This window comes from Isoptericola sp. 178, from assembly GCF_030586525.1.
Classification (GTDB): Bacteria; Actinomycetota; Actinomycetes; order Actinomycetales; family Cellulomonadaceae; genus Isoptericola; species Isoptericola sediminis.
The window spans coordinates 164,891-191,570 of sequence record NZ_JAUQYN010000004.1; the positions used below are offsets into that span (position 1 = coordinate 164,891).

At 72.5% G+C, this 26,680-nt stretch carries 23 protein-coding genes and 1 pseudogene; 7 read left to right on the forward strand and 17 right to left on the reverse strand.

What is annotated here, in order from left to right; translation table 11 throughout:
- The first annotated feature begins 78 nt into the window (after nt 1–78).
- Entirely contained in the window at nt 79–1,149 is a 1,071-nt protein-coding gene (locus tag Q6349_RS13940; RefSeq protein WP_304604596.1) for an acyl-CoA desaturase, read from the forward strand.
- A gap of 46 nt (nt 1,150–1,195) precedes the next feature.
- Here Q6349_RS13940 and Q6349_RS13945 read toward each other — a convergent pair whose 3' ends face one another.
- Nucleotides 1,196–2,164 (reverse strand): cold-shock protein, encoded by a 969-nt coding sequence (locus Q6349_RS13945; RefSeq protein WP_370375623.1) that lies wholly within the window; start codon nt 2,162–2,164, stop codon nt 1,196–1,198.
- Between the two features lie 82 nt (nt 2,165–2,246).
- On the reverse strand, nt 2,247–2,918 hold the full coding sequence (locus tag Q6349_RS13950; protein ID WP_304604597.1) for an O-methyltransferase: 672 nt from the start codon (nt 2,916–2,918) through the stop codon (nt 2,247–2,249).
- A gap of 63 nt (nt 2,919–2,981) precedes the next feature.
- On the opposite strand from Q6349_RS13950, the gene Q6349_RS13955 reads away from it, so the two are divergent.
- Nucleotides 2,982–3,557 carry a 1-acyl-sn-glycerol-3-phosphate acyltransferase gene (locus Q6349_RS13955; protein WP_171248374.1) on the forward strand — a complete coding sequence of 192 codons (576 nt, stop codon included), beginning with the start codon at nt 2,982–2,984 and terminating at the stop codon, nt 3,555–3,557.
- Between the two features lie 37 nt (nt 3,558–3,594).
- Nucleotides 3,595–3,990: pseudogene (locus tag Q6349_RS13960) on the forward strand (GNAT family N-acetyltransferase); the annotation flags it as partial.
- Nucleotides 3,991–4,081: 91 nt separating this feature from the next.
- On the opposite strand, the gene Q6349_RS13965 reads toward Q6349_RS13960, so the two are convergent.
- On the reverse strand, nt 4,082–4,999 hold the full coding sequence (locus Q6349_RS13965) for a universal stress protein (RefSeq protein WP_304604598.1): 918 nt from the start codon (nt 4,997–4,999) through the stop codon (nt 4,082–4,084).
- A gap of 125 nt (nt 5,000–5,124) precedes the next feature.
- On the opposite strand from Q6349_RS13965, the gene Q6349_RS13970 reads away from it, so the two are divergent.
- Nucleotides 5,125–6,747 (forward strand): GAF domain-containing sensor histidine kinase, encoded by a 1,623-nt coding sequence (locus Q6349_RS13970; protein ID WP_304604599.1) that lies wholly within the window; start codon nt 5,125–5,127, stop codon nt 6,745–6,747.
- On the opposite strand, the gene Q6349_RS13975 is transcribed toward Q6349_RS13970, so the two are convergent.
- The 3 genes from Q6349_RS13975 to Q6349_RS13985 all read right to left on the reverse strand — a co-directional run bounded on the left by Q6349_RS13975 (nt 6,748) and on the right by Q6349_RS13985 (nt 10,205).
- A complete protein-coding gene (locus Q6349_RS13975; protein ID WP_304604600.1) occupies nt 6,748–7,395 on the reverse strand; it encodes a response regulator transcription factor in 648 nt (215 codons plus the stop codon).
- A 23-nt stretch (nt 7,396–7,418) separates the two neighbouring features.
- On the reverse strand, nt 7,419–7,958 hold the full coding sequence (locus tag Q6349_RS13980) for a hypothetical protein (protein ID WP_304604601.1): 540 nt from the start codon (nt 7,956–7,958) through the stop codon (nt 7,419–7,421).
- 153 nt (nt 7,959–8,111) lie between these two features.
- Nucleotides 8,112–10,205: a hypothetical protein gene (locus Q6349_RS13985; RefSeq protein ID WP_304604602.1), complete on the reverse strand. Its 2,094-nt coding sequence runs from the start codon at nt 10,203–10,205 to the stop codon at nt 8,112–8,114.
- A gap of 208 nt (nt 10,206–10,413) precedes the next feature.
- Here Q6349_RS13985 and Q6349_RS13990 point away from each other — a divergent pair, with 208 nt between their 5' ends.
- Nucleotides 10,414–10,653 (forward strand): hypothetical protein, encoded by a 240-nt coding sequence (locus Q6349_RS13990; RefSeq protein ID WP_246246830.1) that lies wholly within the window; start codon nt 10,414–10,416, stop codon nt 10,651–10,653.
- A 39-nt stretch (nt 10,654–10,692) separates the two neighbouring features.
- Here the strand turns inward: Q6349_RS13990 and Q6349_RS13995 are convergent, their stop codons facing one another.
- Together Q6349_RS13995 and Q6349_RS14000 are read right to left on the reverse strand one after the other, a co-directional pair.
- Nucleotides 10,693–11,811, reverse strand: coding sequence for a dipeptidase (locus tag Q6349_RS13995; RefSeq protein ID WP_304604603.1), 1,119 nt, complete (start codon nt 11,809–11,811; stop codon nt 10,693–10,695).
- A 45-nt stretch (nt 11,812–11,856) separates the two neighbouring features.
- Complete coding sequence (locus Q6349_RS14000) at nt 11,857–13,428, reverse strand: SulP family inorganic anion transporter (protein ID WP_369810850.1); 1,572 nt, start codon at nt 13,426–13,428, stop codon at nt 11,857–11,859.
- Between the two features lie 222 nt (nt 13,429–13,650).
- Between Q6349_RS14000 and Q6349_RS14005 the strand changes: the two genes are divergently transcribed.
- Nucleotides 13,651–14,019, forward strand: coding sequence for a MerR family transcriptional regulator (locus tag Q6349_RS14005; protein ID WP_304604604.1), 369 nt, complete (start codon nt 13,651–13,653; stop codon nt 14,017–14,019).
- Nucleotides 14,020–14,063: 44 nt separating this feature from the next.
- Here Q6349_RS14005 and Q6349_RS14010 read toward each other — a convergent pair whose 3' ends face one another.
- The 6 genes from Q6349_RS14010 to Q6349_RS14035 all read right to left on the reverse strand — a co-directional run bounded on the left by Q6349_RS14010 (nt 14,064) and on the right by Q6349_RS14035 (nt 22,035).
- Complete coding sequence (locus Q6349_RS14010; RefSeq protein ID WP_171248383.1) at nt 14,064–14,423, reverse strand: RNA-binding S4 domain-containing protein; 360 nt, start codon at nt 14,421–14,423, stop codon at nt 14,064–14,066.
- Between the two features lie 111 nt (nt 14,424–14,534).
- Entirely contained in the window at nt 14,535–16,901 is a 2,367-nt protein-coding gene (locus Q6349_RS14015; protein WP_304604629.1) for a glycoside hydrolase family 3 N-terminal domain-containing protein, read from the reverse strand.
- Nucleotides 16,902–17,017: 116 nt separating this feature from the next.
- The gene (locus Q6349_RS14020; protein ID WP_304604605.1) at nt 17,018–18,751 is read right to left on the reverse strand and encodes a glycoside hydrolase family 43 protein; all 1,734 of its coding nucleotides are present in this window, start codon (nt 18,749–18,751) and stop codon (nt 17,018–17,020) included.
- A 76-nt stretch (nt 18,752–18,827) separates the two neighbouring features.
- A complete protein-coding gene (locus tag Q6349_RS14025; RefSeq protein WP_369810849.1) occupies nt 18,828–19,712 on the reverse strand; it encodes a carbohydrate ABC transporter permease in 885 nt (294 codons plus the stop codon).
- Nucleotides 19,709–20,734: a carbohydrate ABC transporter permease gene (locus Q6349_RS14030; RefSeq protein ID WP_304604606.1), complete on the reverse strand. Its 1,026-nt coding sequence runs from the start codon at nt 20,732–20,734 to the stop codon at nt 19,709–19,711. Before Q6349_RS14030 ends, Q6349_RS14025 begins: the two co-directional genes overlap by 4 nt.
- An 8-nt stretch (nt 20,735–20,742) precedes the next feature.
- Nucleotides 20,743–22,035: an ABC transporter substrate-binding protein gene (locus Q6349_RS14035; RefSeq protein ID WP_304604630.1), complete on the reverse strand. Its 1,293-nt coding sequence runs from the start codon at nt 22,033–22,035 to the stop codon at nt 20,743–20,745.
- Nucleotides 22,036–22,235: 200 nt separating this feature from the next.
- Between Q6349_RS14035 and Q6349_RS14040 the strand changes: the two genes are divergently transcribed.
- Nucleotides 22,236–23,303: a LacI family DNA-binding transcriptional regulator gene (locus tag Q6349_RS14040; RefSeq protein ID WP_304604607.1), complete on the forward strand. Its 1,068-nt coding sequence runs from the start codon at nt 22,236–22,238 to the stop codon at nt 23,301–23,303.
- Between the two features lie 26 nt (nt 23,304–23,329).
- On the opposite strand, the gene Q6349_RS14045 is transcribed toward Q6349_RS14040, so the two are convergent.
- Genes Q6349_RS14045 through Q6349_RS14055 form a run of 3 tightly spaced genes read right to left on the reverse strand, consistent with a single transcriptional unit; the run spans nt 23,330 to nt 26,675 of the window.
- Nucleotides 23,330–23,986 (reverse strand): response regulator transcription factor, encoded by a 657-nt coding sequence (locus Q6349_RS14045; protein WP_304604608.1) that lies wholly within the window; start codon nt 23,984–23,986, stop codon nt 23,330–23,332.
- Nucleotides 23,983–25,488, reverse strand: a complete 1,506-nt coding sequence (locus Q6349_RS14050; RefSeq protein ID WP_171248387.1) for a cell wall metabolism sensor histidine kinase WalK — start codon at nt 25,486–25,488, stop codon at nt 23,983–23,985. The genes Q6349_RS14045 and Q6349_RS14050 overlap by 4 nt, the downstream gene beginning before the upstream one ends.
- Nucleotides 25,464–26,675: a phosphotransferase gene (locus tag Q6349_RS14055; protein ID WP_171248388.1), complete on the reverse strand. Its 1,212-nt coding sequence runs from the start codon at nt 26,673–26,675 to the stop codon at nt 25,464–25,466. Before Q6349_RS14055 ends, Q6349_RS14050 begins: the two co-directional genes overlap by 25 nt.
- Nucleotides 26,676–26,680: the final 5 nt, after the last annotated feature.

Here is a 26,680-nt window from a genome sequence, read left to right on the forward strand (position 1 = left end):
GTGTGAAGCCATTCACATCACAGGCATCACCTCACGACCGCGGCTGAGAAGTCGACACCCCCGACGACGAGGACGTCCATGACCTCCGCCGCACTGCGCGCCGACAACCCTGTCACCAGCACCTACGCCGCCCTGTCCCGCACCGTCCGGGACGCCGGTCTGCTGCGCAGGACACCCCGCTACTACCTGTGGACCCTCGGCGTGCTCACCGCCGCGCTGGGCGGGATCGTCACGGGTTCCGTCCTCCTGGGTGACTCCTGGTTCCAGCTCCTCATGGCCGGTGCGCTGGGCCTGGTCCTGACCCAGTTCTCGTTCGTCGCGCACGAGGCGGCGCACAAGCAGGTGTTCGCCTCCGGACCGGTCAACGACCGCGTCGGGCGCATCCTCGCCAACGGGGTGGCCGGCATCAGCTACTCCTGGTGGATGTCCAAGCACACGCGCCACCACGCCAACCCGAACAAGGTCGGCAAGGACCCGGACATCGCGATGGACACCATCGCGTTCACCGAGGAGCAGGCCCGCGAGCAGAAGGGCTTCCTGGCGCTGGTCAACCGCTACCAGGGCTGGTTGTTCTTCCCGCTCCTCACCCTCGAGGGCGTGAACCTGCACGTCACCTCGATCCGGTCCCTCTTCACCGGGAGGCCGGACACCCTGCGCGCCCGTATCAACGAGCTCGTCGTGATCGGCCTGCGCCTGAGCCTGTACCTCGCGGTGCTGTTCGTGTTCCTGCCCGTCGGGCTGGCCTTCGCGTTCCTCGGTGTGCAGATGGCCGTGTTCGGCGTCTACATGGGCGCCTCGTTCGCCCCGAACCACAAGGGCATGGCGCTGATCCCCGCGGACAGCAAGCTGGACTTCCTGTCCAAGCAGGTGCTGACCTCGCGCAACATCCGCGGCGGCTGGTGGATGAACATCCTCATGGGCGGCCTGAACTTCCAGATCGAGCACCACCTGTTTCCCTCCATGCCGCGCCCCCACCTGGCCCGGGCCCGGGAGATCGTCCGCGAGCACTGTGCGCACCTGGGCATCCCGTACACGGAGACGAGCCTGGTGGCCTCCTACGGCATCGTCGTGCGCTACCTGAACCGGGTGGGCCTCCAGGCCCGCGACCCGTTCGACTGCCCGATGTTCCACCAGCTGCGCGGGCGCTGAGGAGTCGGGGCGAGGGCGGCGGCGGTGCTCGGACCTGCCGCCGCGCTCACACGATCTCGACGCGGTCCGCCTGCGGTCCCCGGTCGCTCTGGCGCACCGTGAACCGGACCCGGTCGCCCTCCTCCAGCATCTCGGCGCCCCGCACCACCGACACGTGCACGAACAGGTCCTCGCCGCCGTCGTCGGGCGCGATGAACCCGAAGCCGCGGTCCGCGTCGTACCGTGCGACGGTCCCTTCGCCTCCCCGCACCGGCCCGCGGGATGCGGGCGGACGGCCCGGTCGTCCGCGGCCCGCCACGTCACGCCCGCTCCCCGCGCCCCGCACGACCTGGACGTTGCGGGCGTTCGGCCCCCGGTCGCCGTCGACGACGTCGAACGTCACCCGCGCGCCCTCGGCGAGCTCGGACGTCCCCCGGCCGAGCGCCTTGACGTGGACGAAGACGTCCTCGCCGCCCGCGTCCGGAGCGATGAACCCGAAGCCCTTGGCCTCGTCGAAGAAGGACACGGTGCCGTCGGCACCGTCCGAGGCCGGCTTCGCGGCCTCCGCCGCGAGCGGGAGCAGGTGGTCCGCCTGCGGCCCCTTCTCCCCCTCGACGACGAGGAACGCCACGCGCTGCCCCTCCGTGATGACGCCGCCGGTGACGATGGCCGAGCTGTGGACGAAGATCTCGGCACGACCGCCGTCAGGCGTGACGAAGCCGTAGCCCTTGGTCGGCTCGTACCAGTTGACCGTGCCGAGCACGCCCAGCGGCGCATCGGCAGGCTGGTCGCCCGTGACACGGACCCGGCGCGCCTGCGGGCCCCGGTCACCCTCGCCCACCTCGAACTCGACGGACTGCCCCTCGCGGAGCTGTTTCGGTCCCGTGCCACCGCCGACGATCTCGGACGCATGCACGAACAGGTCGTCGGCGTCGTTCCCTCGGTCGATGAAACCGAACCCTCGGTCGGCGTCGAACCATCGGACGGTTCCCTGGTGCACGAAGAGCTCCTCGTTGGTGGTGGACGGTGCTGTCATCCAGTGTCCCCCCACAGCACCCCTGACAGGTGCGCCCGGCCGCCCCCGTCGCCCCCGGGGCCTGTCCGGAACCTCACACCGCTCAGGTCACGCGCGCGATCGCGAACCCGTCCCACCCCTTGGCCCCGACCGTCTGGAGCGCGGTCGCGGTCAGCCGCGGGTCGCTCCCCAGGGCGTGCAGGAACTCCCGCACCCCGACGACGTCCGGGTCGTCGTCCTCCGGGTCGACGACGGCTCCCCGGCGGACCACGTTGTCCCCCACGATGACGCTGCCGGGCCGCGTCACGCGCAGCGCCAGCTCGAGGTAGGCGGGCATGTTCGCCTTGTCGGCGTCGACGAACACGAGGTCGTACGGCTCCGCACCGCGGTCGGCGAGGCGTGCCACGACGTCCAGCGCGCGCCCCACCTCGATACGCACCAGCGGGCCGACGCCGGCGCGGTCGACGTTCTCCCGCGCGACCTCGGCGTGCCGCGGGTCGAGCTCCACCGTCGTCACGTGCCCCGCTCCCCCCACCGCGCGGGCGAGCCAGATGGTGGAGTAGCCGGCGAGCGTGCCGATCTCCAGCACCCGCCGGGCACCGGAGACCTGTGCGAGCAGCGCGAGGAACGCCCCCTGGGTCGCCGTGACCTCGATCGGGGGCAGACCGCGCTGCCGCCCGCGGTCCCGCGCGGCGACGAGCGCCGCGTCCTCCTCCACGAGCTCGCCGGCCAGGTAGGCGTCGACCTCGGACCAGCCCTGCTCCGCGCTCGCCATACCGCCGATGATGGCACCGAACCCGTCCGCACGGGCGGTCGTGGCACGCCGTAGGATCGTCGCGTGCTCACTTCGCTCCGTCGCGGCATCGCGCGTCTGTACTGGCGGATCAGCCAGTGGCGGCTGAAGACCGAACCGGCCCCCGACCGGACCGGCATCCTCATCGGCGCCCCGCACACCTCCAACTGGGACTTCGTCCTCATGCTCGCCATCGCCTGGCGGCTGGGGATCGACGTGCGCTGGTTGGGCAAGCACACCTTGTTCACCGGGTGGCGGGGACCGATCATGCGCGCCCTGGGCGGCATCCCGGTGGACCGCCGGGACCCGTCGCGCGTCGTCGACGACATCGTCGACCGGGTCGCGGCCGGGGAGACCTTCCACCTCGTGGTGACACCCGAGGGCACCCGCTCGGGCAACGGCTGGAAGTCGGGGTTCTACCGGATCGCCCGCGAGGCGGACCTGCCCATCACCCTGGGGTACGTCGACCGGACCACGATGACCACGGGTCTGGGCCCGACCATGGAGCTGACCGGCGAGGTCACGATGGACATGGACCGGATCCGCGCCTTCTACGCCGACAAGGCGGGCGTCCGGCCCGAGCTACGCACCGAACCGCGCCTGCGCTCCGAGGACAACTGACCGGGAACCGGAGCGGCCGGAGTCGTACTTCACCCCCGAGCACCACGCGCGGACCGTCCCGGACGAGCTCGCCGCGCACCGCGCCGGCCGCACCGTCCCGTGCGTCCTGGCGCGCGACAGCGAGGTCGTCGGCCGCGTCACGCTGAGCGACGTCGTGGCCGGCCCGTTCCGCAACGCCCACCTCGGCTACTGGCTCGCCGGCGCCGTCACGGGACACGGCGTGATGACCGCCGCCGTCGAGGCGCTCGTCACCCATGCACGGGACGCCGTCGGTCTGCACCGTCTGCAGGCCGCGACGCTGCCGCACAACCACGACTCGCAGGGCGTGCTCGCCCGGACCGGCTTCGAGAAGATCGGCTACGCCCCGCGCTACCTGCAGATCGCGGGCGCCTGGCAGGACCACGTCCTGTTCCAGCGGATCCTGCACGACTGAGACGTCGGCGCTGGTCGACCGGGCCTGCACACAGCAGCGTCCCGCCCGGCCGTCGGGGGAAGACGGCCGGACGGGACGTGTCCCACGGGTCCTACGCGGGCTCGTGGGCGATCAGGACCGGGCAGGGTGCGTGCCGCACCAGCCGGTCGGGCATCGACCCCAGCACCCGGCCGACCATCGGCGAGTGCTTGCGTCCGCCGACGACGGCGAGGTCGTGCCGGTTGAGCCGCTGCTGCAGGACGTCGATCGGCACCCCGGTGACGACCTCCGTCGACACCTCGACGTCCGGGAACTTGTCGGTCCAGCGCGACATGATGTCCGTCATCGCCTTCATGGCCTCGTCCCGGTACTCCTGCGAGAGCGCGCTGGCCATGGCGTACGGCCCGGCGATGAAGTCCGGGTGCACGGCGTGCACCACGAGCAGCGGCGCCGCGGCGCAGTCGGCCTCCCCGAACGCCTGCTCCAGGACGCGGTCGGCCTGCTCGTCGGTGTCGACGGCGGCCACGACCCGCCAGATCGGGCCGACGCTGTCGCTCGGGGTGACGGAGTGCTGCGCGACCGGGTCGGTCGGGACGACGACGACAGATCCGTGCGCCATCGCCGCCACGGCGGACGAGACGGATCCCAGCACCACCCGGTCGATGCCGCCGAGGCCGCGCTGGCCGACCACGACGACGCTCTCGGGACCGGTGTGGCCCACGAGCACGCCGGCCGGCGTGCCGGAGACGACCTCCCACGAGACCTCGTCCGCGACGGGGGCTGCGGTGGGCCGGTGCTCGCGGAGCTCGACCAGCCGTTCCGCGGCCCGGGAGATCCCCTCCTCCGCCCGCTCGCGGATCGCCTGCTCCCCGAGGCCGAAGCCCGGCTCGGCCGGAGTCGTCGGAACGGTGTACGCGCTCACCACGGTCAGGGTTCCCTGTCGGCGTACGGCTTCGGCGGCCGCCCAGTCGAGGGCCTGCTCACCGGCGATCGAACCGTCGATGCCGACGATCACTCGTGTGCTCTTCATGACGACCTCCTTGGTCTTGCCCCTAGTAGGCCACGGACGCACCGCCGCCCGGCAGTGCCTCTCGCCTCCCCCTGGCAGGCCGAAGGTCCCGGGCCGGACAGCCCTGGTCCCGCTACGGTGAACAGGTGCACGACGACGACGTGGACCGCCTGCTCGCGGCCGTGGTCTCGGTCGGGAGGGGTCTCGACCTCGAGACCACGCTGCAGCGCCTCGTGGAGACGGCGTCCGACGTCGTCGACGCGAGGTACGCCGCGCTCGGGATCCTCGGCGAGGACCAACGGATCGCGCGGTTCCTCACCGTCGGGCTCACCCCCGAGGAGATCCGCGCGATCGGCCCCTACCCGACGGGCAAGGGCCTCCTCGGGGAGCTGGTCCGGCACCCGGAGTCGCTCCGCCTGGCCGACATGCGCGGCGACCCCCGGTCGGTCGGGTTCCCCCCGCACCATCCGCCCATGCGGTCGTTCCTCGGCGTCCCCCTGCGGGTCCGCGGACGGCCCTTCGGCAACCTGTACCTCACCGAGAAGCAGGGCGGCGGGGAGTTCACCGACCGCGACCAGCACCTGGCCGAGGGGCTCGCGGCCGCGGCCAGCGTCGCCGTCGAGAACGCACGGCTGTACTCCGCGGCACGGCTGCGCGAACGGTGGGCGCGGGGCAACCACGAGATCTCCCGGGAGATCGCCTCGGGCTCGTCGCCGGACTCGGTGATGGACGTCGTCGCCCGTGAGGCCATGCACGTGGCGGAGGCCGACACGGCCGTGCTCGCCATCCGCGCCGACGACGCCGACCAGCTCGTCATCCGCTCGGCCTGCGGCGCCGGGGTCGACGGCCTGGTCGGCACGGCCCTGCCGACGCGTGGCACGTTCGCCGCCGACGCCTACGTCTCCGGCCAGCCCGTGACGACGGCGGACGCGGCCACCGACGACCGCACCACCCCGGCGTTCCGGCCGGTCGACGTCGTCGGCCCGCTGGCCGCGGTACCCCTGGGCGGGCCGGGCGAGACGATCGGCATCCTCACCGTCGGCCGGCGACGCCACACCCCGCCGTTCTCGAGCGTCGCCATCGACTCGCTGCAGGCCTTCGCGGCGCAGACCGCCGTCGCGCTCGAGCTGGCGCAACGTCGTCGGGACGGGGAACGCCTCGCGGTGATCCGCGACCGCGACCGGATCGCGCGCGACCTGCACGACCTGGCGATCCAGCGGCTGTACGCCACCGGGCTGAGCCTGGAGGCGGTCGGGCGCCGGCTGGAGCGGGACGGTCTCGACCAGGACGCCGACCGCGTGGGACGTGCCGTGGACGACCTCGACGACACCATCAGCCTCATCCGCACCACCATCCACGGCCTGCACCAGCCCGAGGCGCAGGACCGTCGGGCCGGCATCAAGGCCCGGCTCATCGCCGAGTGCGACGCGGCCGCGCGGACGCTGGGATTCCATCCCGCCCTGCGGATGTCCGGCCCGATCGACACGGTGGTGCCGGCGGTCGTCGCGGACCACCTCGTGGCCGTGCTGCGCGAGGCGTTGTCGAACGTGGCCCGGCACGCGCACGCCGGACGGGTCGACGTCTCGGTCGACGCGATCGAGTCGCTCCGGCTCGTCGTGCGCGACGACGGACGTGGCATCCCGGACGACGCCGCCCCCAGCGGCCTGCGGAACATGGAGGAGCGGTCGGCCGAGCTCGGGGGGACGTTCGAGGTCGACACCGGCCCGGGCGGCACGACGGTCCGCTGGCGGGTGCCGCTCAGACGGTGATCAGTGCCGGTCCTCGAGGCGGGTGGCGAGCACGGCGGCCTGCACGCGGCGTTCCAGCCCCAGCTTGGCCAGGATGCTGGAGACGTAGTTCTTCACGGTCTTCTCGGCCAGGTACAGCTCGGCACCGATCTGCCGGTTGGTCATCCCCTGCCCGATGAGGGCGAGGACCCGCTGCTCCTGCTCGGTCAGCCCGGCCAAGGGGTCGTCGTCGTGGCGGTCCTGCGCCCGCATGCGCTGCATCACCGCGGCGGTGGTGCGGGGGTCGAGCGTGGAACCCCCGGCCGCGACCGTGCGGATCGCGGCGACGATGTCGGTCCCGCGGACCTGCTTGAGCACGTAGCCGGCAGCACCGGCCATGATCGCGTCGAACAGCGCCTCGTCGTCGTCGAACGAGGTGAGCATGAGGCAGGCCACGTCCATGCGCGAGTGCAGCTCCCGGCACACGGTCACCCCGTCGCCGTCGGGCAGGCGCACGTCCAGCACGACGACGTCCGGGGTGAGAGCGGGGATGCGTGCGAGGGCCTGGGCGGCGGTGCCGGCCTCGCCGACCACCTCGAGGTCCGGTTCGGCCTCGATGAGGTCGGCGACACCGCGACGGACGATCTCGTGATCGTCCACGAGGAAGACCCGCACACTCGGCTCGCCCATGGCTCTACGCTACGCAGTCGACGTCAGCGCAGCCAGGGGAGACGCTGAACCAGCTCGGTGGAGCCCCAGCGCTTGCCGAGACCGAGCGTGTCGCCGGCGAGGATGGCGGCCAGGCCGACCAGCAGGACGGCGTCGACCAGGTGGTAGTCGACGAACGGGTTGTTCTCCAGCGGCAGCGAGGCGAGCCACATGAGCAGCATGAGGATCGCGCCGGAGACGGCGGCGACACGCATGCCGATACCGAGCAGCAGCGCGAGGCCGATGCCGAGCAGCCCGAGCATGAACAGCCAGTCGATGAAGACGTTGTTCGCGAGCGAGCTGAAGAAGTCGCCGAACGTCCCCTCGGCGTTGCTGAGGTAGCCGGTGGTGGGCGAGCCGCCCGAGATCCAGGCCCGCTCGGCGGGCGTGGCGACGCCCAGACCGAAGGTCTTGTCGAAGAAGGCCCAGAGGAACTCGACGGCGAGCAGCAGCCGGACGACGGCGAACGTGTACGCCGCGGCCGGTGAGAGCGAGGTCTCGCGCACGGTGGGGGTCGATGCCTGGTGCGCGGAGGCGGTGGTCATGACGATCTCCTCCTTCGACCGGGAACTCCGGTCCTGGGCACCGGGCGGTTCCCGGTGTCAGCACCAGACTCGCGGTCCCGTGCCCCCGGGGGCAGGGTGCAACGGCCCTGACCTGCGGGCCCATGGTCCCGCCCCCGGGGCCGAAGGTCCCGATCAGGACACCGAGGGCTCCGCGGGGACGCGCTCGGCGTCCGTCCCCTGGCCGTCGGTGCCGTCCCGGTCCCCGTCGACGCCGGGCGCGGCCACGACGGCGACGACCCGGGGCTCCGTGAGCACGGCCGCCGGCCGCCGACGTCGTCGCCGGACGACGAGCCACGGGACCAGCACCAGCAGGGCCAGTCCCACGAGGGCACCGATCACGAGCGCGATCCCGACCCACAGCGCACGGTCGGCCCGCTCCGTGGTCTCGGTGGCGGCCAGCTGCGCCCTCTCGAGGTCCCCCGACGCGAGCGCCTCGGCGGCCTCGGCCGCCGACGCCTCCGCTGCGAGCACGCGCTCGCCCAGCTCGGTGACGGGGTCACGGTCGGCGGCGACCGCCTCCGTGGCGGCGTGCACCTGCTCCAGGGTGTCCGTGGTCCGGGGCAGCAGGTCGCCCACCTCGGTGAGGTCCGAGACCGACCCGGCGTCCTCGTAAGCGGCCCGGATGCTGTCCGGGACGCCCAGGCCCGTGCGTGCGGCGGCCTCCTGCAGGGCCGACGCCTCCACGGTCAGCGGGTCGAGGACCTCGAACACCTCTCCCGCCTCGTCGTAGTCCCAGACCGTCATGGCGCGGCGCAGCGTGTACGGGGCGGCCCAGTCGCCGTCGGCGGTGTCGAGACGCTCGTACTCGGCCCGGGCGTCGGCACGCTCGGCGAGCTGCTTCTTCTGGGGTCCCGTCGCCACCCACTGCCGGAAGACCTTCGTGCCGTCCACCCCGCCGCGCTCGGCGGCCAGGTCCAGGAACCGCTTCCAGTCGACCGTGCCGAAGCGGTGCTCGGTGCTGCCCGCCGGCTCGTAGGCGCTCTCGCCGGCCACCGCTGACCGGACCACCTCGGTGAACGTCTCGTCGTCCAGGTCGCCCAGCAGCTTCTCGACCACCGTGTAGGAGGCGGCGTACCCGTAGTCCTCGCGCGCGACGTTCCCTCCGTCGGACCACTTGTTCAGCGCCACGGCCCCCTGGGCGTCCCGCTTCGGCGCCTTGCGCGGGGTGCCCTTGCCGTCGAGGGAGTCGATGACGCGGAAGGCGGTCACCTCGGTGAGTCCCTCGGACAGCCAGCGCTCGCGCACCGTGTCCTCGTTGAACCAGGCGTGCCCGAGCTCGTGGAACAGCGTGGCCTCGTCGAGGTCCTCGGCGAGGACGATCTCGCGGCCCGTCTCGTCGTACCAGGCGTAGCCGAGCACCTGGGGGGAGACGTCCTCGCGGATGACCTCGATGTCGCCCGGCCAGTCGGATCCGGTCAGCCCCTCGATCACCGGCAGCCCCTGCGACACCCGGTCGGCGGCGAAGTAGAGCCACGCGTCGTCACCGCGGAAGGCCTGCAGGGTCAGGCTGGTGTCCCCGACCTCGATCTCCCGCTCGTCGGAGCGCTCGTGGTCACGCAGGGACACCACCGCCCAGGTGCCCACGTCCTCGATGTGGTCGTCGAGGGAGTACACGGTGCGCTTGCCCTCGGTGTCCGGGGTGAAGCGTGCGGTGGCGTCGAACGTCATCGAGCTCGGGGCGTCGACCTCGACGCTGGTCCTGCCCTCGTCGCCGTAGGCGAAGACCGCGAACGTGCCGTACCCCGGGCCGACCCGCGCCCAGCGGTCCGACCGGATCGGGTCGCCGGCGATCGTGTAGGTCCACTCGATGGTGCGCGACCGGCCGTACCGCAGCGGGGAGAACCCGGCGGTCGCCCACCGGATGTTCGGGTCCTCCGAGTCGACGGTCGAGATCCTCAGGTCGACGCCGCCGCTGCTCGCCCGGAGGTTCTTCGCGCTGGACGGCACGCCGATGCCGTAGGCGTCCCAGTAGTAGTAGGTGTTGCCCCGGTCGGGGGTGACGTTGGTGATCGTGGTCGTCACCGTGGCGGTGACCTTGCCCTTCTTCGACACCACGTACCGCGCGTGGGACTCCTCGGTGATCCCGCCCGCGGCGGCCGCCGGGACGACACCCGCCGGCACGGCCACGAGGCCGGCCAGCGCCAGTCCCGCCACGAGCAGCGTCGTCATCGTGCGGCGGACGAACCGTCCCCCGCGCCTGCGTTCGGTCTGGTCCGTCCGTGCCACACACACCCCGTCGTCGTCCCGGCGGTCACGGTGGCCGCCGCGCGCCGATCGTAGCGGCTGGCGCGCCGCAGCAGAAGGCCTGGTCAGGCGCGGTCTCGGCCCGCGACCGTCGAGGCCGCCCCGCTCGCGTGCTGACACGGCGTGCGGTACACCGGGAGGGTCAGCGTCGACGACCTGGGGGTACCTCATGCAGAACGACGCCGGAGCCATGACGATCGCACTGCTGACCGCCTGTTCCGAACCGGACCTGGGGATCCGCTCCACCATCGTCCAGGAGCTGCTCGACGAGGCCAGCCAGGACGCGCACCTGGCGCGCCAGGTGATGACCACGATGCTCACGGCGTCGGTGCTGTCCCTGCGGGCCTACTCGGAGGCCACCGCGCGCGAGCCCGGGACCGTCCTGCAGGCGCTCGGCATCTCCTGGTCGCGCCGGACGCTCGGCGTCTGAGTCGTCCGTCCCGCGTGCCCCCGCGACGGGAGTGCGCGGTCAGCGCTCCGCGTCGCGGAGCACGCGCAGCACGTTGCCGCTGGTGAGGCGGCCGAGGTCCGCGTCGGACCAGCCTCGCTCCGCCAGCGCCTCCAGCAGCGCCGGGTAGCCGGACACGTCCGCGAGCTCGGGGGCGAACCCGCTGGCACCGTCGTAGTCCCCGCCGAGGCCGACGTGCTCGACGCCGGCCACCTCGCGCACGTGCTCGACGTGGGCGACGACGTCGGCCAGGCGCGTGGGCGGTGCGGGCCGGGTCTCGCGCCAGTCCGCGAGGAACGCGCTGAACGCCAGGTAGTCGGTCGCGCGGATCCCCTGCTCGGCGGCGGCCGCGGCGGCCTCGTCCTTCCACTCCGCCACCGCCGGCGTGACGAAGTGCGGCACGAAGGTGACCATGCAGACGCCACCGTTGCCCGCCAGCCGGCCCAGGACGTCGTCCGGCACGTTGCGCGGCACGTCGCAGACGGCGCGGGCGCTCGAGTGGGAGAAGACCACCGGCGCCGTCGTGACGTCGAGCGCGGCGTGCATGGTGCCCGCGGCGACGTGCGAGAGGTCGACGAGCATGCCGAGGCGGTTCATCTCGCGCACGACCTCGCGGCCGAAGTCGTTCAGGCCGCCGTGCTCGCTCGGCTCGTCCGTGGCGGAGTCCGCCCACGGCGTGGAGTCGTTGTGGGTCAGCGTCATGTACCGCACGCCGAGCTCGTGGAACATGCGCAGCACGCCGAGGGAGCCGTCGATCGAGTGCCCGCCCTCGGCGCCCAGCAGGCTCGCGATGCGCCCGTTGGACCAGGCGTCCTCGACCTCCGCGGCGGTCGTGGCGAGCTGCAGCTGGTCCGGGTACCGCTCGACCATGCGGTGCACGCCGTCGATCTGCTCCAGCGTCGCCACCACGGCGTCCGCCCCGGGGATGGTGGTCGGCACGTAGACCGACCAGAACTGCGCCCCCACTCCCCCGGCTCGCAGCCGGGGGATGTCCGTGTGGGTGCGGTCCGCCGTCGGCCCCGCGATGTCGAGCAGGTCCCAGTCGTAGCCGACCTGCTCGCGGGCCTCCCAGGCCAGGTCGTTGTGCCCGTCGGCCACGGGGTGCTCGGCCAGCAGGGCGCGGATCCGATCGCTCACCATGTCGGCGACCCTAGCGCCGGTCGCCCCCGCCGGCCGAGCGGCGGCTCAGTGCTCCGCGCCGAGCTTGCCGGCGAGGCGGTCCAGCCGCTCCCGGCTGTCGTCGTTGAGCCCGCGGAACTCCACGGTCTTGCCGTGCACGGCGTACTTGTGCTCGACGGCGTCGAGCGCGGCGACGGTCGAGGCGTCCCAGATGTGGGCGTTGGACATGTCGATGATCACGCGCTGCTCGTCGCCGGAGTAGTCGAACTGGTAGACGAGGTCGTTCGACGAGGCGAAGAACAGCTCGCCGTCGACGGCGTAGACGCGCTCGCCGTCCTCGTCGGAGGCGTCCAGCCGGGTGACCGTCGTCAGGTGCGCGACCCGCTGGGCGAACAGCACGGCCGCGACCACCACACCGGCCACCACGCCGTAGGCGAGGTTGTGCGTCCACACGGTGACGACGACCGTCGAGAGCATGACGCCCGTCTCGGCCCACGGCATGTTGCGCAGGGTCGAGGGGTGGACCGAGTGCCAGTCGAACGTGGCCACCGAGACCATGATCATCACGGCCACGAGGGCCGCCATCGGGATGACCGACACGACGTCACCGAGGGTGACGACGAGGATCAGCAGGAAGATGCCGGCCAGGAAGGTCGACAGCCGGGTGCGCGCGCCGGAGACCTTCACGTTGATCATCGTCTGGCCGATCATGGCGCAGCCGCCCATCCCGCCGAAGAACCCGGTGACGAGGTTGGCCACGCCCTGGCCCCACGTCTCGCGGGTCTTGTTCGAGTGGGTGTCGGTGACGTCGTCGACGAGCTTGGCGGTCAGCAGCGACTCGATGATCCCGACCAGCGCCATGGCGAACGCGTAGGGCGCGATGATCTGCAGCGTCTCCAGGGTCAGCGGGACGTCCGGGAAGAACAGCGCCGGCAGGGAGTCGGGCAGGTCGCCCTGGTCGCCGACGGTGGGCACCGCGATCGCCGCGACGACGGTGAGGATCGTCAGGAGCACGATGGCGACCAGCGGCGCCGGGACGACCTTGGTCAGCCGGGGGAAGAACACCATGATCGCGAGGCCGGCGGCCACGAGCGCGAAGACCGTCCAGCGCTGGTCGGAGGGCACCGCGTCGCCGAACAGGTGCGGGATCTGCGAGGTGAAGATGAGGATCGCGAGGGCGTTGACGAACCCGACCATCACCGAGCGGGGGATGAACCGCATGAGCCGCGCGACGCCGATCAGGCCGAGCACGACCTGGATCACCCCGCCGAGGATCACGGTGGCGATGAGGTAGTCCAGCCCGTGGTCGCGCACGACCGGGGCGATGACCAGGGCGATGGCACCGGTGGCGGCGGAGATCATCGCCGGCCGGCCGCCGACGAACGCGATGGTGACGGCCATCGTGAACGAGGCGAACAGCCCGATCTTGGGGTCCACGCCCGCGATGATCGAGAACGCGATGGCCTCGGGGATGAGCGCCAGCGCCACGACGAGCCCGGCGAGCACCTCGGTGCGCAGCCGCGTCATCGAGCTGAAGGCGGCCCGGAAGGAGCCGGACGAGGTCGCCTCGGGGGCGCCGGTGACGGGCTGGGGCTCGGGGGCCGGGTCGGGCAGGGAGGCACGCAGGTCGGTCGACACGCGGAGGCTTCCTCTCGGTTCGGTGGCGCCGTGGGCGCACGGCAGACCGAGAGGGACCGCTCGACGACGGGCTCCCGGCCGGGGACAGGGCTCAAGGGGCGCGGCGTCGCGCGAAGGATTCGGGTGTCGCGACCGACGGCGCCGGACGCACGTCGGCCCGCGACGGGGCAACTCTACCCTCACGTGAGGGTAGAGTTCATCCTCGTGTCTCACGATCCGGCCATGCATCACATCGGGGCCGTCGCCGAGCGGACGGGCCTGTCGTTGCGCACGCTGCGCCACTACGACGAGGTCGGGCTGCTGCGCCCCTCGGCACGGTCCGAGGGCGGGTTCCGGCTCTACACCGACGCCGACGTCGAGCGGCTGCTGCTGATCCGCCGCATGAAGCCGCTGGGGTTCTCCCTGGAGGAGATGTCGGACCTGCTGCGGGTCGCCGACACGCTCGGTGCCGAGGCCGTGGGCCCGGACGAGCGTCCTGCCGCCCGGGACCGGCTCGCCGGCTACGTGACCGCGGCGGAGGAACGGCGGGCCGACCTGGCGCGCAAGCTCGAGATGGCCGACGAGCTGATCGCGCTGCTGCACCGGCTCTGACCGCGCCGGGTCAGCACCGATCCGCGCGGGTCAGGACGCCCGGACTACCGCCGTCCTCCCCGGAGCCTGTCGATCTCGCGCCTCTCCTTCTTGGTGGGCCGGCCGGCACCCCGCTCCCGCAGGCCGACCGCGGCCCGCTCCGCACGCGTCGGCACCGGCGGGCTCTGGTCCTCGTAGGCCTTGACCGCCAGCGGTGCGCCGACGCGCTTGGGCAGCAGCTCGCGCACCACGACGATGCGCTGGCGCAGCGGGTCCTGCCAGGTCACGCGGTCGCCGACCTGGACCTGCGTGGCCGGCTTGGCGACGGTGCCGTTGACGCGCACCTTGCCGGAGCGCAGCGTCGAGGCCGCGACCGACCGGCTCTTGAAGAGCCGGACCGCCCACAGCCAGATGTCGATCCGCATCCGTCCACTCTGCCACGTCCTGCCTCGCGCGAATCGGTCCTGACCCGGCAGATTCGGTCCTGACCCGCGCGCAGCAGCCCTGAGCCGCGGGCAGCAGTCCTGACCCGCGGGTCAGGGCTCGCGCACCACCACGGCGGTCGCGACCCGGGCGTCGGCACCGGTCACCGCGTGCACCGGACCCGTGAGGTCCACGCGGGCCCGAGGTGTCGCCGTCCCGGGCACCTGACGCTTGGGGGCGACCCGCTCGTTCCGGATCGCACCGCCCGTCACGTGCCGCAGGTCACCGGCCTCGCCCGCCACGGCAGCGGCGTGCGACCCGACCCAGACGTCCACCGCTCCCGGCTCGACCACCCGGTCCAGACGCCGGTCGCTGAACGCGAACCGGGCCGTCGGCACCGAGAAGGCGACCTCGACCGACTCCCCCGGCGCGAGCGCCACCCGTCGGTACGCCAGCAGCTGGGCCACGGGCCGAGCGACCGACCCGACGAGGTCGTGGCCGTAGAGCTGCACGACGTCGGCACCTGCCACGTCCCCGGTGTTCGTGACCCGCACGGTGGCGGACAGCGTCCCGGCGGTGGCCACGGCCGGGTCCACCCGGAGCTCGCTGTACTCGAACGTCGTGTACGACAGCCCGAACCCGAACGGCCGCAACGGCGTGGAGTCCGTGGAGGTGACGTCGCTCGGGCCACCGAGCACGGGGTGCAGGTAGGAGTACGGCTGCGCCCCGGCCGACCGCGGCAACGACACCGGGAGCCGTCCGGACGGGGTGACCGCACCGGTCAGCACCCCGGCGACGGCGGGACCGCCCTCCTCGCCGGGGAAGAACGCCTGCACGACGGCCGCGGGACCGCGGTCACCGTCCAGCGCCCAGTCGATCGCGTAGGGCCGACCGGACAGGACCACCATGACCACCGGGGTCCCGGTGGCGACCACGGCCTCGACCAGCTCCCGCTGCACGCCGGGCAGGTCCAGCGACTCGACGTCGTTGCCCTCCCCGACGGTGCCCCGGCCGAACAGCCCTGCCTGGTCCCCGACCACGACCACGGCCACGTCGGCCGAGGACGCCGCGGCCACCGCGTCGGCGAACCCCGAGGTGTCCTCTCCCGCGACGTCGCAACCGCGGGCGTGCACGACCTCCGGACGAGCCGCCCCGGCGGCGGTGAAGGCGTCACCGACGGACTCGAGCACGGTGGGGATCTCGAACCCGAGCGGGTGCTCGGGGTGGTGGGCGAGCACGTGGTTGGCGAACGAGTAGCAGCCCATCAGCGCGTCGGCGCGGGCCGCGTTCGGGCCGACGACCGCGACCCGTCCGGGCGCCTTGGTCCAGCGGCCCAGCGGCAGCACGCCGTCGTTGGACAGCAGCACCACCGACTCCTCGGCCAGCCGCCGCGCCACCTCACGGTGGCGTGGCGAGTCGAGGTCGACGTCGGCGGGCGGCTCGTCGGCGAACGCGTCGGGCTCGAGCAGTCCCAGCCGGTCCTTCTGCGCCAGGACGCGGAGCACCGCCCGGTCGACGAGAGCCTCGTCGACACGGCCGTCGCGCACCGCGGCCGTCAGCGGGTCGAGGAACGCGTCGCCGGTGGGCAGCTCGACGTCCACCCCGGCCGCGAGCGCCGTCGCCGCGGCCTCGCCGCGGTCGGCGGCCACCCCGTGCATGACCTCCAGGAACGCGACCCCGAAGTAGTCCGCGACGACCACGCCGTCGAACCCCCACCGGTCCCGCAGGACCCCGGTGAGGTACTCGTCCGAGGAGTGCAGCGGCACGCCGTCGATGTCGTTGTAGGACGCCATGACCGACCGGACGCCGCCGTCACGCACCGCCATCTCGAACGGCGGCAGGTAGACGTCGGCGATCTCGCGCGGACCGGCCGAGACCGGTGCGTGGTTGCGTCCGGCCCGCGACCCGCTGTACCCGACGAAGTGCTTGAGGGTGGCGTGCACCCCTGCTCCCTGCAGGCCGCGGACGTAGGCCGTGCCGACGGTGCCGACCAGGTACGGGTCCTCGGCGATGCACTCGTCGACGCGCCCCCAGCGCGGGTCCCGGATCACGTCGAGCACGGGTGCCAGGCCCTGGTGGATGCCGAGGGAGCGCATGGACTCGCCGATCAGGGCGCCCATCTCCGCCACGAGCTCGGGATCGAAGGCGGCACCCCAGGCCAGCGGCGTCGGGAACGTGGCGGCCTGCCAGGCCGCCAGCCCGGTCAGGCACTCCTCGTGCACGAGGGCGGGGATGCCCAGCCGGGTCTCGGCGCGCAGGCGCCGCTGCTCGCCCCACAACCACCGGGCACGCTCCACGGGGTCGACCGGCCGGGTGCCGTACACCCGGGTGTAGTGACCGATGCCGTGCCGGGTGACGTCACCGAGCCGGTCGGCCCCGGCCTGCCCGGCCGCCATCTCGTCCTGCAGGGGGGCCACGACGTCGCCGCCCTGGTCGAGCCAGTAGCCCGCGAGCTGGGCCACCTTCTCCTCGAGGCTCATCCGCGCGTGCAGCGCCACGACCCGGTCGGAGGCGTGCGGCGCCGCGCCGGGCGTGCCCGGGCCCGCGGTGTCGGCGACGGTGTCCGACCTGCCCTGAGCGTTCGGCTGGACGTGGGTCACGGTCGGTCTCCTTCGGTGGACACGAGCTCGGACTCGAGGCTGCCTGCGGCGGCGTCGTGCGTCGAGAGCGACGTGGTGGTGGTCTGGTGGCGCGGGATGCTCCCTCCCGCGGGGTGATAGGCGAGCCGGACGCGTACCGACCCTGCGGCCGGTCTCCCGTCGCTGGTGGCGAACGCACCGATCCACAGTCCGAGGAATCCGCCGGTGGTGACCGTGTCGAGCCAGCGCGCATCGGCGGTCGCGACGTGGTGCTCACGCCCGGGGCCGTCCGGCGTCGGTGCCCTGTGGAACAGGTCGACGTCGGTGCCCCGTGCCCTCATGCCCAGCACGATCCGTCCGGCGTCGGCGGCGACGGAGGCGTGGCCCATCGGCTCACCGCTGCCCGGGAGGGCGTCCGCCCGGGGGTCGGCACGCCCCGGGACGCCCTCGCCGCCGGCACCGGCACGTCGGCGGGCGCGGACGACGAGCCGGCCGTCCTCCGGCGTGACGTCGAGCGTCACGTGGTCCTGCTCGGACTGCCGGAGCACGAGCCCTGCTCGTTCGCCGACCTGCAACGCGGCGACGTCCAGCTCGAGCGTGACGTCGACGTCCTGGTGCTGCTGGCGAAGCCCGACGAAAGCCGGCACGCCCGGCTCGCCGAGGCCGTCCGCCCGGACCGGGAGGTGCCACCCGTCGCCGTCCGGCGCGGCGACGGTGGCGGGCAGGGCACGCAGCGCCGTCCACCGCCGGTCCGACGGGGCGACGACTCCGGGCCGGCCCCCGGGGTTCCATCCCGAGGGGGCCGCCGACGCACCCGGTACCTCGACCTCGCGAGGCACCATGCCGACTCCCGGCGCGAAGACCGGCCACCCGTCCTCCCACACCACCGGCACGAGGAACGTCTCCCGGCCCAGGGGGTAGTGGTACCCCCCGTAGGTACGCATGGCGAGCAGCACGGCGAACCAGTCGCCGTCGGGCGTCTCCACGAGATCGGCGTGCCCGACACCCACGACCGGGTGGCGCCTGCCCAGATGTCGGTGGGTCAGCACCGGGTTGCCCGCGTTCCCGACGTACGGACCTGTCACGCGTTCGGCGCGAGCGACCGAGACCGCGTGGTGGAACTCCGTCCCGGCCTCCGCCGCGAGCAGGTAGTACGTGCCGTCGACCTTGTACAGGTGCGGCCCCTCGGCCCAGACGGCGTTCGTGAGCGCACCGTTCCAGACGAGGTGCTCGGGCCCGGTGAGCTTCATCGACGTGCGGTCGAGCTCCCGGATCCACACCTCGGTCTGGTCGTGCCATTCCGCGCGGTCCGGATCGACCAGACGGGTGCCGTGCATCCAGACCCGCCCGTCGTCGTCGAAGAACAGCGACGGGTCGATGCCGCGCTCGTCGAGCCAGATCGGGTCCGACCACGGTCCTGCCGCGTCGTCCGCGAGGCACACGAAGTTGCCGCCCCGCTGGTCGTCGTTCTGGTCCACGAGCGTGCACACGACCCAGAACCGCTCGCCGTCGTGACGGATCGTCGGAGCGTAGAGGCCCCCGGACGAGCGGATACCTCCCAGGTCGAGCATGCCCTCACGGTCGACGACGTGACCGACCGTCTCCCACGTGACGAGGTCACGCGAGCGCATGACGGGGAGTCCGGGCAGGTACTCGAAGGTCGAGCAGACCAGGTAGTACCACTGCCCCACCCGGCACACGCTGGGGTCGGGATAGCAGCCCGGCAGGACGGGGTTGCGTACGAGCGACACGGAAGTCCACCTCCACAGGACGGGGTGCGAGGACGACGTCGGGGCGTCGCCGGGACGTCGTCCTCGCGGGCCGGGCTCAGCCCTTGATCGCGCCGGTCAGTCCGCCGACGATCCGCTTCTCGAAGAGCGTGAAGAACAGCAGCGCCGGGATCATCGACAGCGAGGTGAACGCCAGCACCCGGGCGGTGTCCACCGAGTACTGCGACGCGAAGTTCGCCACGCCCAGCGGGAGGGTGAACGTCGCGGGGTCGCTGAGGATGAACAGGGGCAGCATGTAGTTGTTCCAGGCGTTGATGAACGCCAGGATGCCGACGGTGATCACGCCGGGCATCGACAGCGGGACGACCATCCGCCAGAAGAATCCGAGGCGGCTCGCCCCGTCGATGCTCGCCGCTTCCTCGAGCTCCTGAGGGATCGCCCGCAGGAACGGCACCAGGATGATGATCGTCACCGGCAGAGCGAACGCGATCTGCGGAAGGATGATGCCCATCAGCGAGTTCGTCAGGCCCAGCATGCGCACCATCAGGTACAGCGGCGTGATCGCCACGGTCATGGGGAACATCAGCCCGGCGGCGAACAGGGAGTACATGGCTCCCTTGCCGACGAAGTCGTACCGGGCGATGACGAACGACGCCATGACGCCCAGGACGACGGTGCCGACCGTCGTCGCGAGCGCGGAGATCGTCGAGTTCACCATGGCGACCCAGAACTCGCTGCTGGCCAGGACGTCGGTGTAGTTCGTGGTGACCCACGGCGACGGCAGCCCGGACGGGTCCTCGGTGATCTGCGAGTTCGTGCGGAAGCCGCCGAGCACGATGTACAGGACCGGTCCCATGCACGCCGCGATGAGCACGACGGCGATCAGGTAGGTGGCCGGGCTGCCCCACGCGAACGCCGTGGAGTGGCGCAGGACCTGCGGCGACGTCTGCGGGCGAGTGGGCGAAACGGTCGAGGCGCTCACTTCTTCCTCCTCTTCCGGCCTGAGTTTCCGGTCACCGCGCCCTCGGTGTCGCGGCGCAGCACGAAGCGCTGGTAGAACAGCGCGACGACCAGGGAGATCATGAACAGCACCACGGCGACGGCACTACCGAACCCGTAGTTCCCCGCCAGGTGACCGTTGAGGTACATGTAGGTCGCCATCGTCGACGTGCCCGCCGTGGCGGCGACGTACTGCCCCCAGATGATGTTGACCAGGTCGAACAGCTGCAGCGCCCCGATCATCGACAGGAACGCCCAGATGCGGATCGTCGGTCCGAGCAGCGGCAGCGTGATGCGGAACTGCTGCTGCCAGAACGAGGCGCCGTCGATGGCGGCGGCCTCGTACAGCTCCTCCGGGATGGACTGCAGACCGGCCAGCATGAGGATGACCGCGAAGCCGACGTACTTCCACGTGAGGATGAGCATGAGGGTGCCCATGGCGATGTTCGGGTCGGCGAGCCAGCTCTGCTGCAGGTTCTCCAGACCGATCTTGGCCAGGACCGTGTTCACCGCTCCGGTGTCGGACATCATCAGCGCCCAACCCGTGCCGACGATGACCTCGGAGATCACGTAGGGCACGAAGATCAGCATGCGGATGACGGACCGCCCGCGGATCTTCTGGTTCATCAGCAGCGCGAACAGGATGGCCACCGGGCCCTGGATGACCAGGGACAGGACCACGATGATGAAGTTGTGGCGGACCGCGTCCTGGAACGTGGGATCCGTCAGGATCGAGACGTAGTTCTGCAGGCCGGCGAAGTCCGTCGGCGGGCCGAAGCCCTTCCAGCGGAAGAATCCGTAGTAGGCCGCCATGAGCACCGGCACGATGACGAACGTCAGGAAGACGAGGATCGCGGGGCCGGTGAGGAGCGTGATCTCTGCGCGTTTGCGCCAGTCGGCCCCTCGCCGGGACGGCTCGGCCGCCGGCTGTGCCGCAGGGGGCGGCGTGCTGCCGCCCCCTGCGGCCGAGGGACCCTCAGGCGCCATGACCTGTGAGTCGGACATCGGTGCGATCACCCGCGCGAGGCGGCCGTCTCCATGGTCGAGACGATGCCCGCGGCGTCACCCTGACCGGCCAGCAGCTCCACGACGGCCGTGTTCAGCGCGTTGCCGACGTTCTGGCCCAGGACGGTGTCCATCCAGGTGCTGACGTAGGCGGCGTCGTTGTACGCCTCCATGATCGGCTGGAGCGCCGGGTCCTCGACGACCTCCTGGGCGTCCTGGTTGGCCGGGATGGTCTGGTACGCCTCGGCGTACTGCTCCTGCTGGTCCTTCGTCGCGATGAAGTTCAGGAAGTCCTCGCACGCGGACGGGGAGTCCTGCGAGCAGCTGAAGCCGTCGACGCCGCCCATCATCGCCGTCGGGTCACCCTCGCCACCCTCGACCTCGGGGAACGGGAACCACCCGAGGTCGTCCAGCGGCTGCTGGTCCGGGGTGAGGGAGGCGATCACACCGACGTTCCAGCCACCCATGAGCTCCATGGCGGCCTCGTGGTTCGCGACCAGCCCGGCCGACGACCCCGCGCCCTCCTGCGGATCGGTGGTCAGGAAGCCCTCGTGGAACGGCTCGGTGGCCGCGAAGTCCTCGAGGTCCTGGCCGGCCCGGAGCCAGCACTCGTCCGAGAAGTCCGCGGACGTGGACAGGCTCTCGATCGTCTCCTGCGAGCACTCGCGCAGGGCGAAGAAGTAGAACCAGTGCGCGGCCGGCCACGCGGCCTTAGCGCCGAGCGCGATCGGCTCGATGCCGGCGTCCTTGAGCTGCGCGTCGACCTGCTCGAGCTCGTCGATCGTCGTCGGGGTGCCCGAGACGCCGGCCTCGTCGTAGAGGTCCTGGGAGTAGAACATGCCGCCGGGCAGGACGGCGAGCGGCATCGCGTAGTTCTTCCCGTCCACGGTGAAGGCGGACAGCGCCGCGCCCATCGTGTCCTTGGCCTCGTCGCTGAGCGTGCCGGTCAGGTCCTTCACGTTGCCGCTGGCGACGATGTCCGCCAGCTTCTGCCCACCGCGGGCCATGAAGACGTCGGGCATGTCGCCGGAGTTGACGGCCGTCTGGAGCTTGCCGTCCATGTCCTCGTTCTGGATCGACTGGATCTCGAAGTCCACGTCCGGGTGCTCCTCGGTGTAGGCCGCGGTCGCGTCCTCCCAGTACTGCTTGCCCGGGCCCGTGGTCGAGTTGTGCCAGACGGTGAGCGTCACCGGGCCGCCCTCCTCGGCGGAGCCGCCTTCGTCACCGCTTCCGCAGGCCGTCAGCGTGCCCAGGCCCATGACCAGGGCGGCCGTGACCGCGAGCGACCTTCGCGAACGCATCTTCATGACTGATCCTCCTCGTCGAGAATGCCTACCGCTGGGGGTGTTCCCCACGACGGCACCTGAACCCGCACCTGCACGGGTGTGGCCAGCCCCTAGCGTTTCCGACGGACGCAGCTTTCGTCAAACGTTTTCGATAACGATTTCATCACTGCCTTCCGTGGCTCGTCACCCCGGGCTGCGCGGGATACCGTCTTCCTGTGAGCACCGCCGCCGACCCGTCCGCCGCGGGTCCCAGGACCAGCCCGCCCGCCGGACGGGTGACGATCTCCGACGTCGCGCGCGTCGCCGGCGTGTCGGTCGCGACCGTCTCGAAGGTCGTCAACAACCGGTACGGGGTCGCCTCGTCGACGGCGGAGCGCGTCCTCGCCGTCGTGGCCGAGCTGGGCTACGAGTCCTCCCTCGTCGCCCGCAGCCTGCGGCGCCAGTCCACCAACGTGGTCGGCGTGCTGGTGGCCGAGTTCGAGCCCTACTCGACCGAGCTGCTCAAGGGGATCTCGTCAGCCGTCGGCGGCACCGGCTACGAGCTGCTCGCCTACAGCGGCGGGTCCGACGGCGGAGTGCCCGGCGGGTGGGAGCGCCGATCGCTGTCCCGGCTCGCCGGCACCCTCATCGACGCCGCGATCGTCGTCACCCCGACCATGGTGATGTCGGGCGCCTACGGGGTCCCCGTCGTGGCCATCGACCCGCACACCGGCCCCGAGGGCACCCACACCGTGGACTCCGACAACGTCACCGGTGCGCGCGAGGCCGTCGAGCACCTGCTGGGACTCGGGCACCGGCGCATCGCGCACCTGGGCGGACGCACGGACCTGCAGTCCGCGCGGCTGCGCGAGCTCGGCTACCGCCAGGCGCTCGAGGCCGCCGGCATCGACGTCGACCCGGACCTGGTGCGGGTGGGCGGCTACCGTCCCGACACCGCCGACACCCCCGCGCGCGAGCTCCTCACCGCGACCGGCGACGCGCGGCCCACCGCCGTGTTCGCCGCCAACGACCTCTCCGCGATCCACCTGATGGAGGTCGCCGCCGAGCTCGGCATCCGGGTGCCGGAGGAGCTGTCCGTCGTCGGGTTCGACAACGTCCCCGAGTCGATGACCACCACCCCGGCGCTCACCACCGTCGCCCAGCCGCTGCACCAGATGGGCGCCGAGGCGCTGCGCATGGTGCTCGACCTGCTCCACGGCACCCCCCGCGACCAGCACCTGCGCCTGCCGACCTCGCTCGTGGTGCGCGGCAGCACGGCCCCTCCCCCTCCGCCCGCGAGGTAGGCGGCGGAGGTCCCCCGCCCGACGGGTCAGACGAGCCGGTAGCCCATCCCCCGCACCGTCTCGATCCGCTCCGTGCCGATCTTCCGGCGCAGGTAGCGCACGTACACGTCGACCACGTTCGACCCCGGGTCGAAGTCGTAGCCCCACACCCGCGACAGCAGCTGCTCGCGCGAGAGCACCCGTCCCGGGTTGCGCAGGAACACCTCCGCCAGCGCGAACTCCCGGGCCGACAGGTCGACGGACCGGCCCTCCACCGTCACACGGCGGGACCCCAGGTCGAGGCCGAGACCGCCGTGCTCCAGCACCTCCCGCTCGGCGCGTCCCGGCTCCCGCAGCCGCAGCCGGATGCGGGCCAGCAGCTCCTCGAACCCGAACGGCTTGGCCATGTAGTCGTCCGCACCGCCCTCGAGCCCGGTGACCCGGTCGGTGATGGAGTCCCGGGCGGTGAGGATGACCACGGGCATCGTGGACCCGGAGCCGCGCAGCCGGGACAGCACCTCGAACCCGTCGACCTCCGGCAGCCCGATGTCCAGCACCATGAGGTCGTACTCGCCGCTGAGCGCGTGCTCGACGGCCGACGCGCCGTCGGAGACGACGGTCGGGACGAACCCGTGGGCCCGCAGCCCCTTGCGGACGAACTGCGCGATGCGGTCCTCGTCCTCCGCCACCAGGATCCTGCTCATCGGACCGTCCCCTCCCGGACCCCGCCGACCGGGCCGCCGGCGACGGGCCACGACACGGTGACACGCAGCCCGTGCTCCCCCACGCCGTCGGACGCCGGGGACCCGGCCTCCGCCGTGACGGTCCCGCCGTGCCCGTGCGCGACGGCGGCGACGATCGCCAGGCCCAGCCCCGACCCGGGGACGTCCGCGTCGCCCACCCGGACGAAGCGCTCGAAGATGCGCTCGCGGTCCTGCGGTGCCACACCGGGCCCCTCGTCCCGCACCCAGAGGCGGGCGGTGGAGCCGGTGACGGCGCTGCCGACCGCGATCCGCGTCCCGGGACGGGAGAACCTCACCGCGTTGTCGGCGAGCTGCAGCACCGCCTCGGTGAGCCGCTGCTCGTCGCCGGGCACGACCCCCTCGGCACGGGCGTCCACCCGCCAGGCGCGGTCCCCCAGGGCGCGCGCCTTGTCCAGCAGGTCGTCGGTCAGCGGCCCGAGGTCGACCTCGCCGAACCGCACGAAGTCGGGGCGCTCGGACTTCGCCAGCAGCACGAGGTCCTCGACGATGCGGCTCATCCGCGCGGTCTCGTCCAGCAGCAGGGCTCGCGTCTCGGCGACGTCGTGCGGGTCGTCCGGCTCGAGCAGCTCCAGGTGTCCCCGCAGCACCGTCAACGGGGTGCGCAGCTCGTGACCGGCGTCGTCCAGGAACTGCCGTTGGGCGTCGAAGGCCGCCGCCACCCGGTCCAGCATCGTGTTGAAGGCCCGGCCGAGCGTGGCGACGTCGTCCTCGCCGTGCACCGGGGCCCGCAGCGTCAGGTCGTCGCCGCCGACCCGCTGCGCCGTCGCCGCGAGGAGCTCGAGCGGCCGCAGCAGCCGCCCCACGACCCACCACGCCACCGCCCCGACCAGGACGAGCGTGCCGAGCGAGACCAGGGCGAAGGTCCGGCGGAGCTCCTGCTGCGAGGCCAGCGCGAGATCCGTCCCCACGCCGACGACGTAGGTGCCGTGCTCCGAGCCGTCGGCGACCTGCACCGGGACGGCGATCACGTGCATCTCACCCACGGCGGTCGGGATCCGTTCCTCGACCGCGCTCCGGGCCTGCGGCCCGAGGTCGCCCACCAGCCCCACCAGGTCCGGGTCGTCGACCACCGCGGAGGCCCACGACGGCGAGTACAGGTCGGCGTCGCCGCCGACGAAGGTCACCAGCATCTCGTCGGCGCCCGGCACGTTGCGCTCGATCGCCACCCGCAGCAGCTGCTCCACGCTGCTGAAGGGCTCCCCGGTGTCCGGGTCCACGCCCCGCTCGGCCAGGACCCGGAACTCCTCGACCTCCTGGTCGAGCTCGCCGTCGATCCGTTCGAGGACCGCCCGGGCGTGGATCGTGTCGGTCACCGCCCATGCCACCGCCAGCCCGAGGGCGGACAGCAGCAGCACCGAGAGCACCGCCTTGGTGCGGACCGGCAGCGCCGACGGACGGAGCCGCCGGCCGCGCCCGGTCACCCCGGCACGCCGCCCAGCCATCGCTCGACGGCGTCCAGCCGTCGGGAGGTCTGCAGCGGCCAGTCCGCCTCCTGGACCCGGTGCGGCCCCGTCGCCAGCGACAGCAGCACCCCGCCGATCCGCGCCGACAGCTCCACCGGCTCGACCTGCCCGGCGAAACCCGCCGCGTACTCGAGCGCCAGGGCGTGCAGACGTTCGTTGTCCCACCCGCGCAGCAAGGACAGCGTCTCGATGTGCGCCACCAGGCACGCCAGGTCGTCGGCGCGCCGGCCCGGACCGGCCGAGTCGACGTCGAGGAGACCCGTGATGCGCCCGTCGGCGAGCATGACCTGGGCCTCGTACAGGTCCCCGTGCGTCGGCTCGTCCGGGCGCTGCCCGGCGATCCGGGTCGCGATCGTCTCGGCGAGGTGCCGTGCCCGGTCGGCCTCCGCGGGCATCGCCGCGCCGATCACCGACGCGTAGTGGCCCGCGTTCTCGCTCCACGAGGTGCGCAGCGGCAGCTCGGCGACGCTGTCCGGCAGCCGGTCGAGCATGGTGACGACCTCGGCGGCGCTCGGGACCGCTCCCCCGTCGCGGACCGCGTGCCGCATCGACTCCCCGGACAGGGGCGCGATGACGAGCAGACCGTCGGCGCTGCGTCCGAGCGGCTTCGGCACCGGCAGCCCGGCGCCGGCGAGCAGCGCGTGGCGGGCGTGCAGGTCGTCCACCTTCTCGGGGCGCACGACCTTGAGGAAGACCCGGGCCCCGGGGGTGCTCGCCTCGATGACCGCGCGGCGCGTGGGACGGTAGGCACGGACCCTCAGCGTGACGGGGCCCCGCGCGACCTCGGGCACGCCCAGGTCGCCCAGCAGGGTGGCGACCGCCTCCGCGTCGTAGGCCGTGGCCAGCGCCGGCAGCGCCGGATCGCCCGGGAACCGCCACACGGCCACGGCGTGCTCGCCGTCGTCGAGGGTCAGGACACCGGGGACCTGCTGGTCGCCCGGGCGGCCGAGCGACGCCCCGAGCGTCTCGGTACGCACCCGCCCCGCCTCGACGCCCTCGCCCCACCGCACGCGCGCCCGGTAGGCGACGGTCGTCGACCGTCCGGGGCGGTGGTCCACCTGCCGGACCGACCAGTCGACGAGCTCGCCGCCCGCCGTCGAGACCGCGGTCGCGAGGAGCTCGGTCGCCTCCTCGCCCGTCAACAGGTCCAGGTCGCTCTGTGCCATCGGTC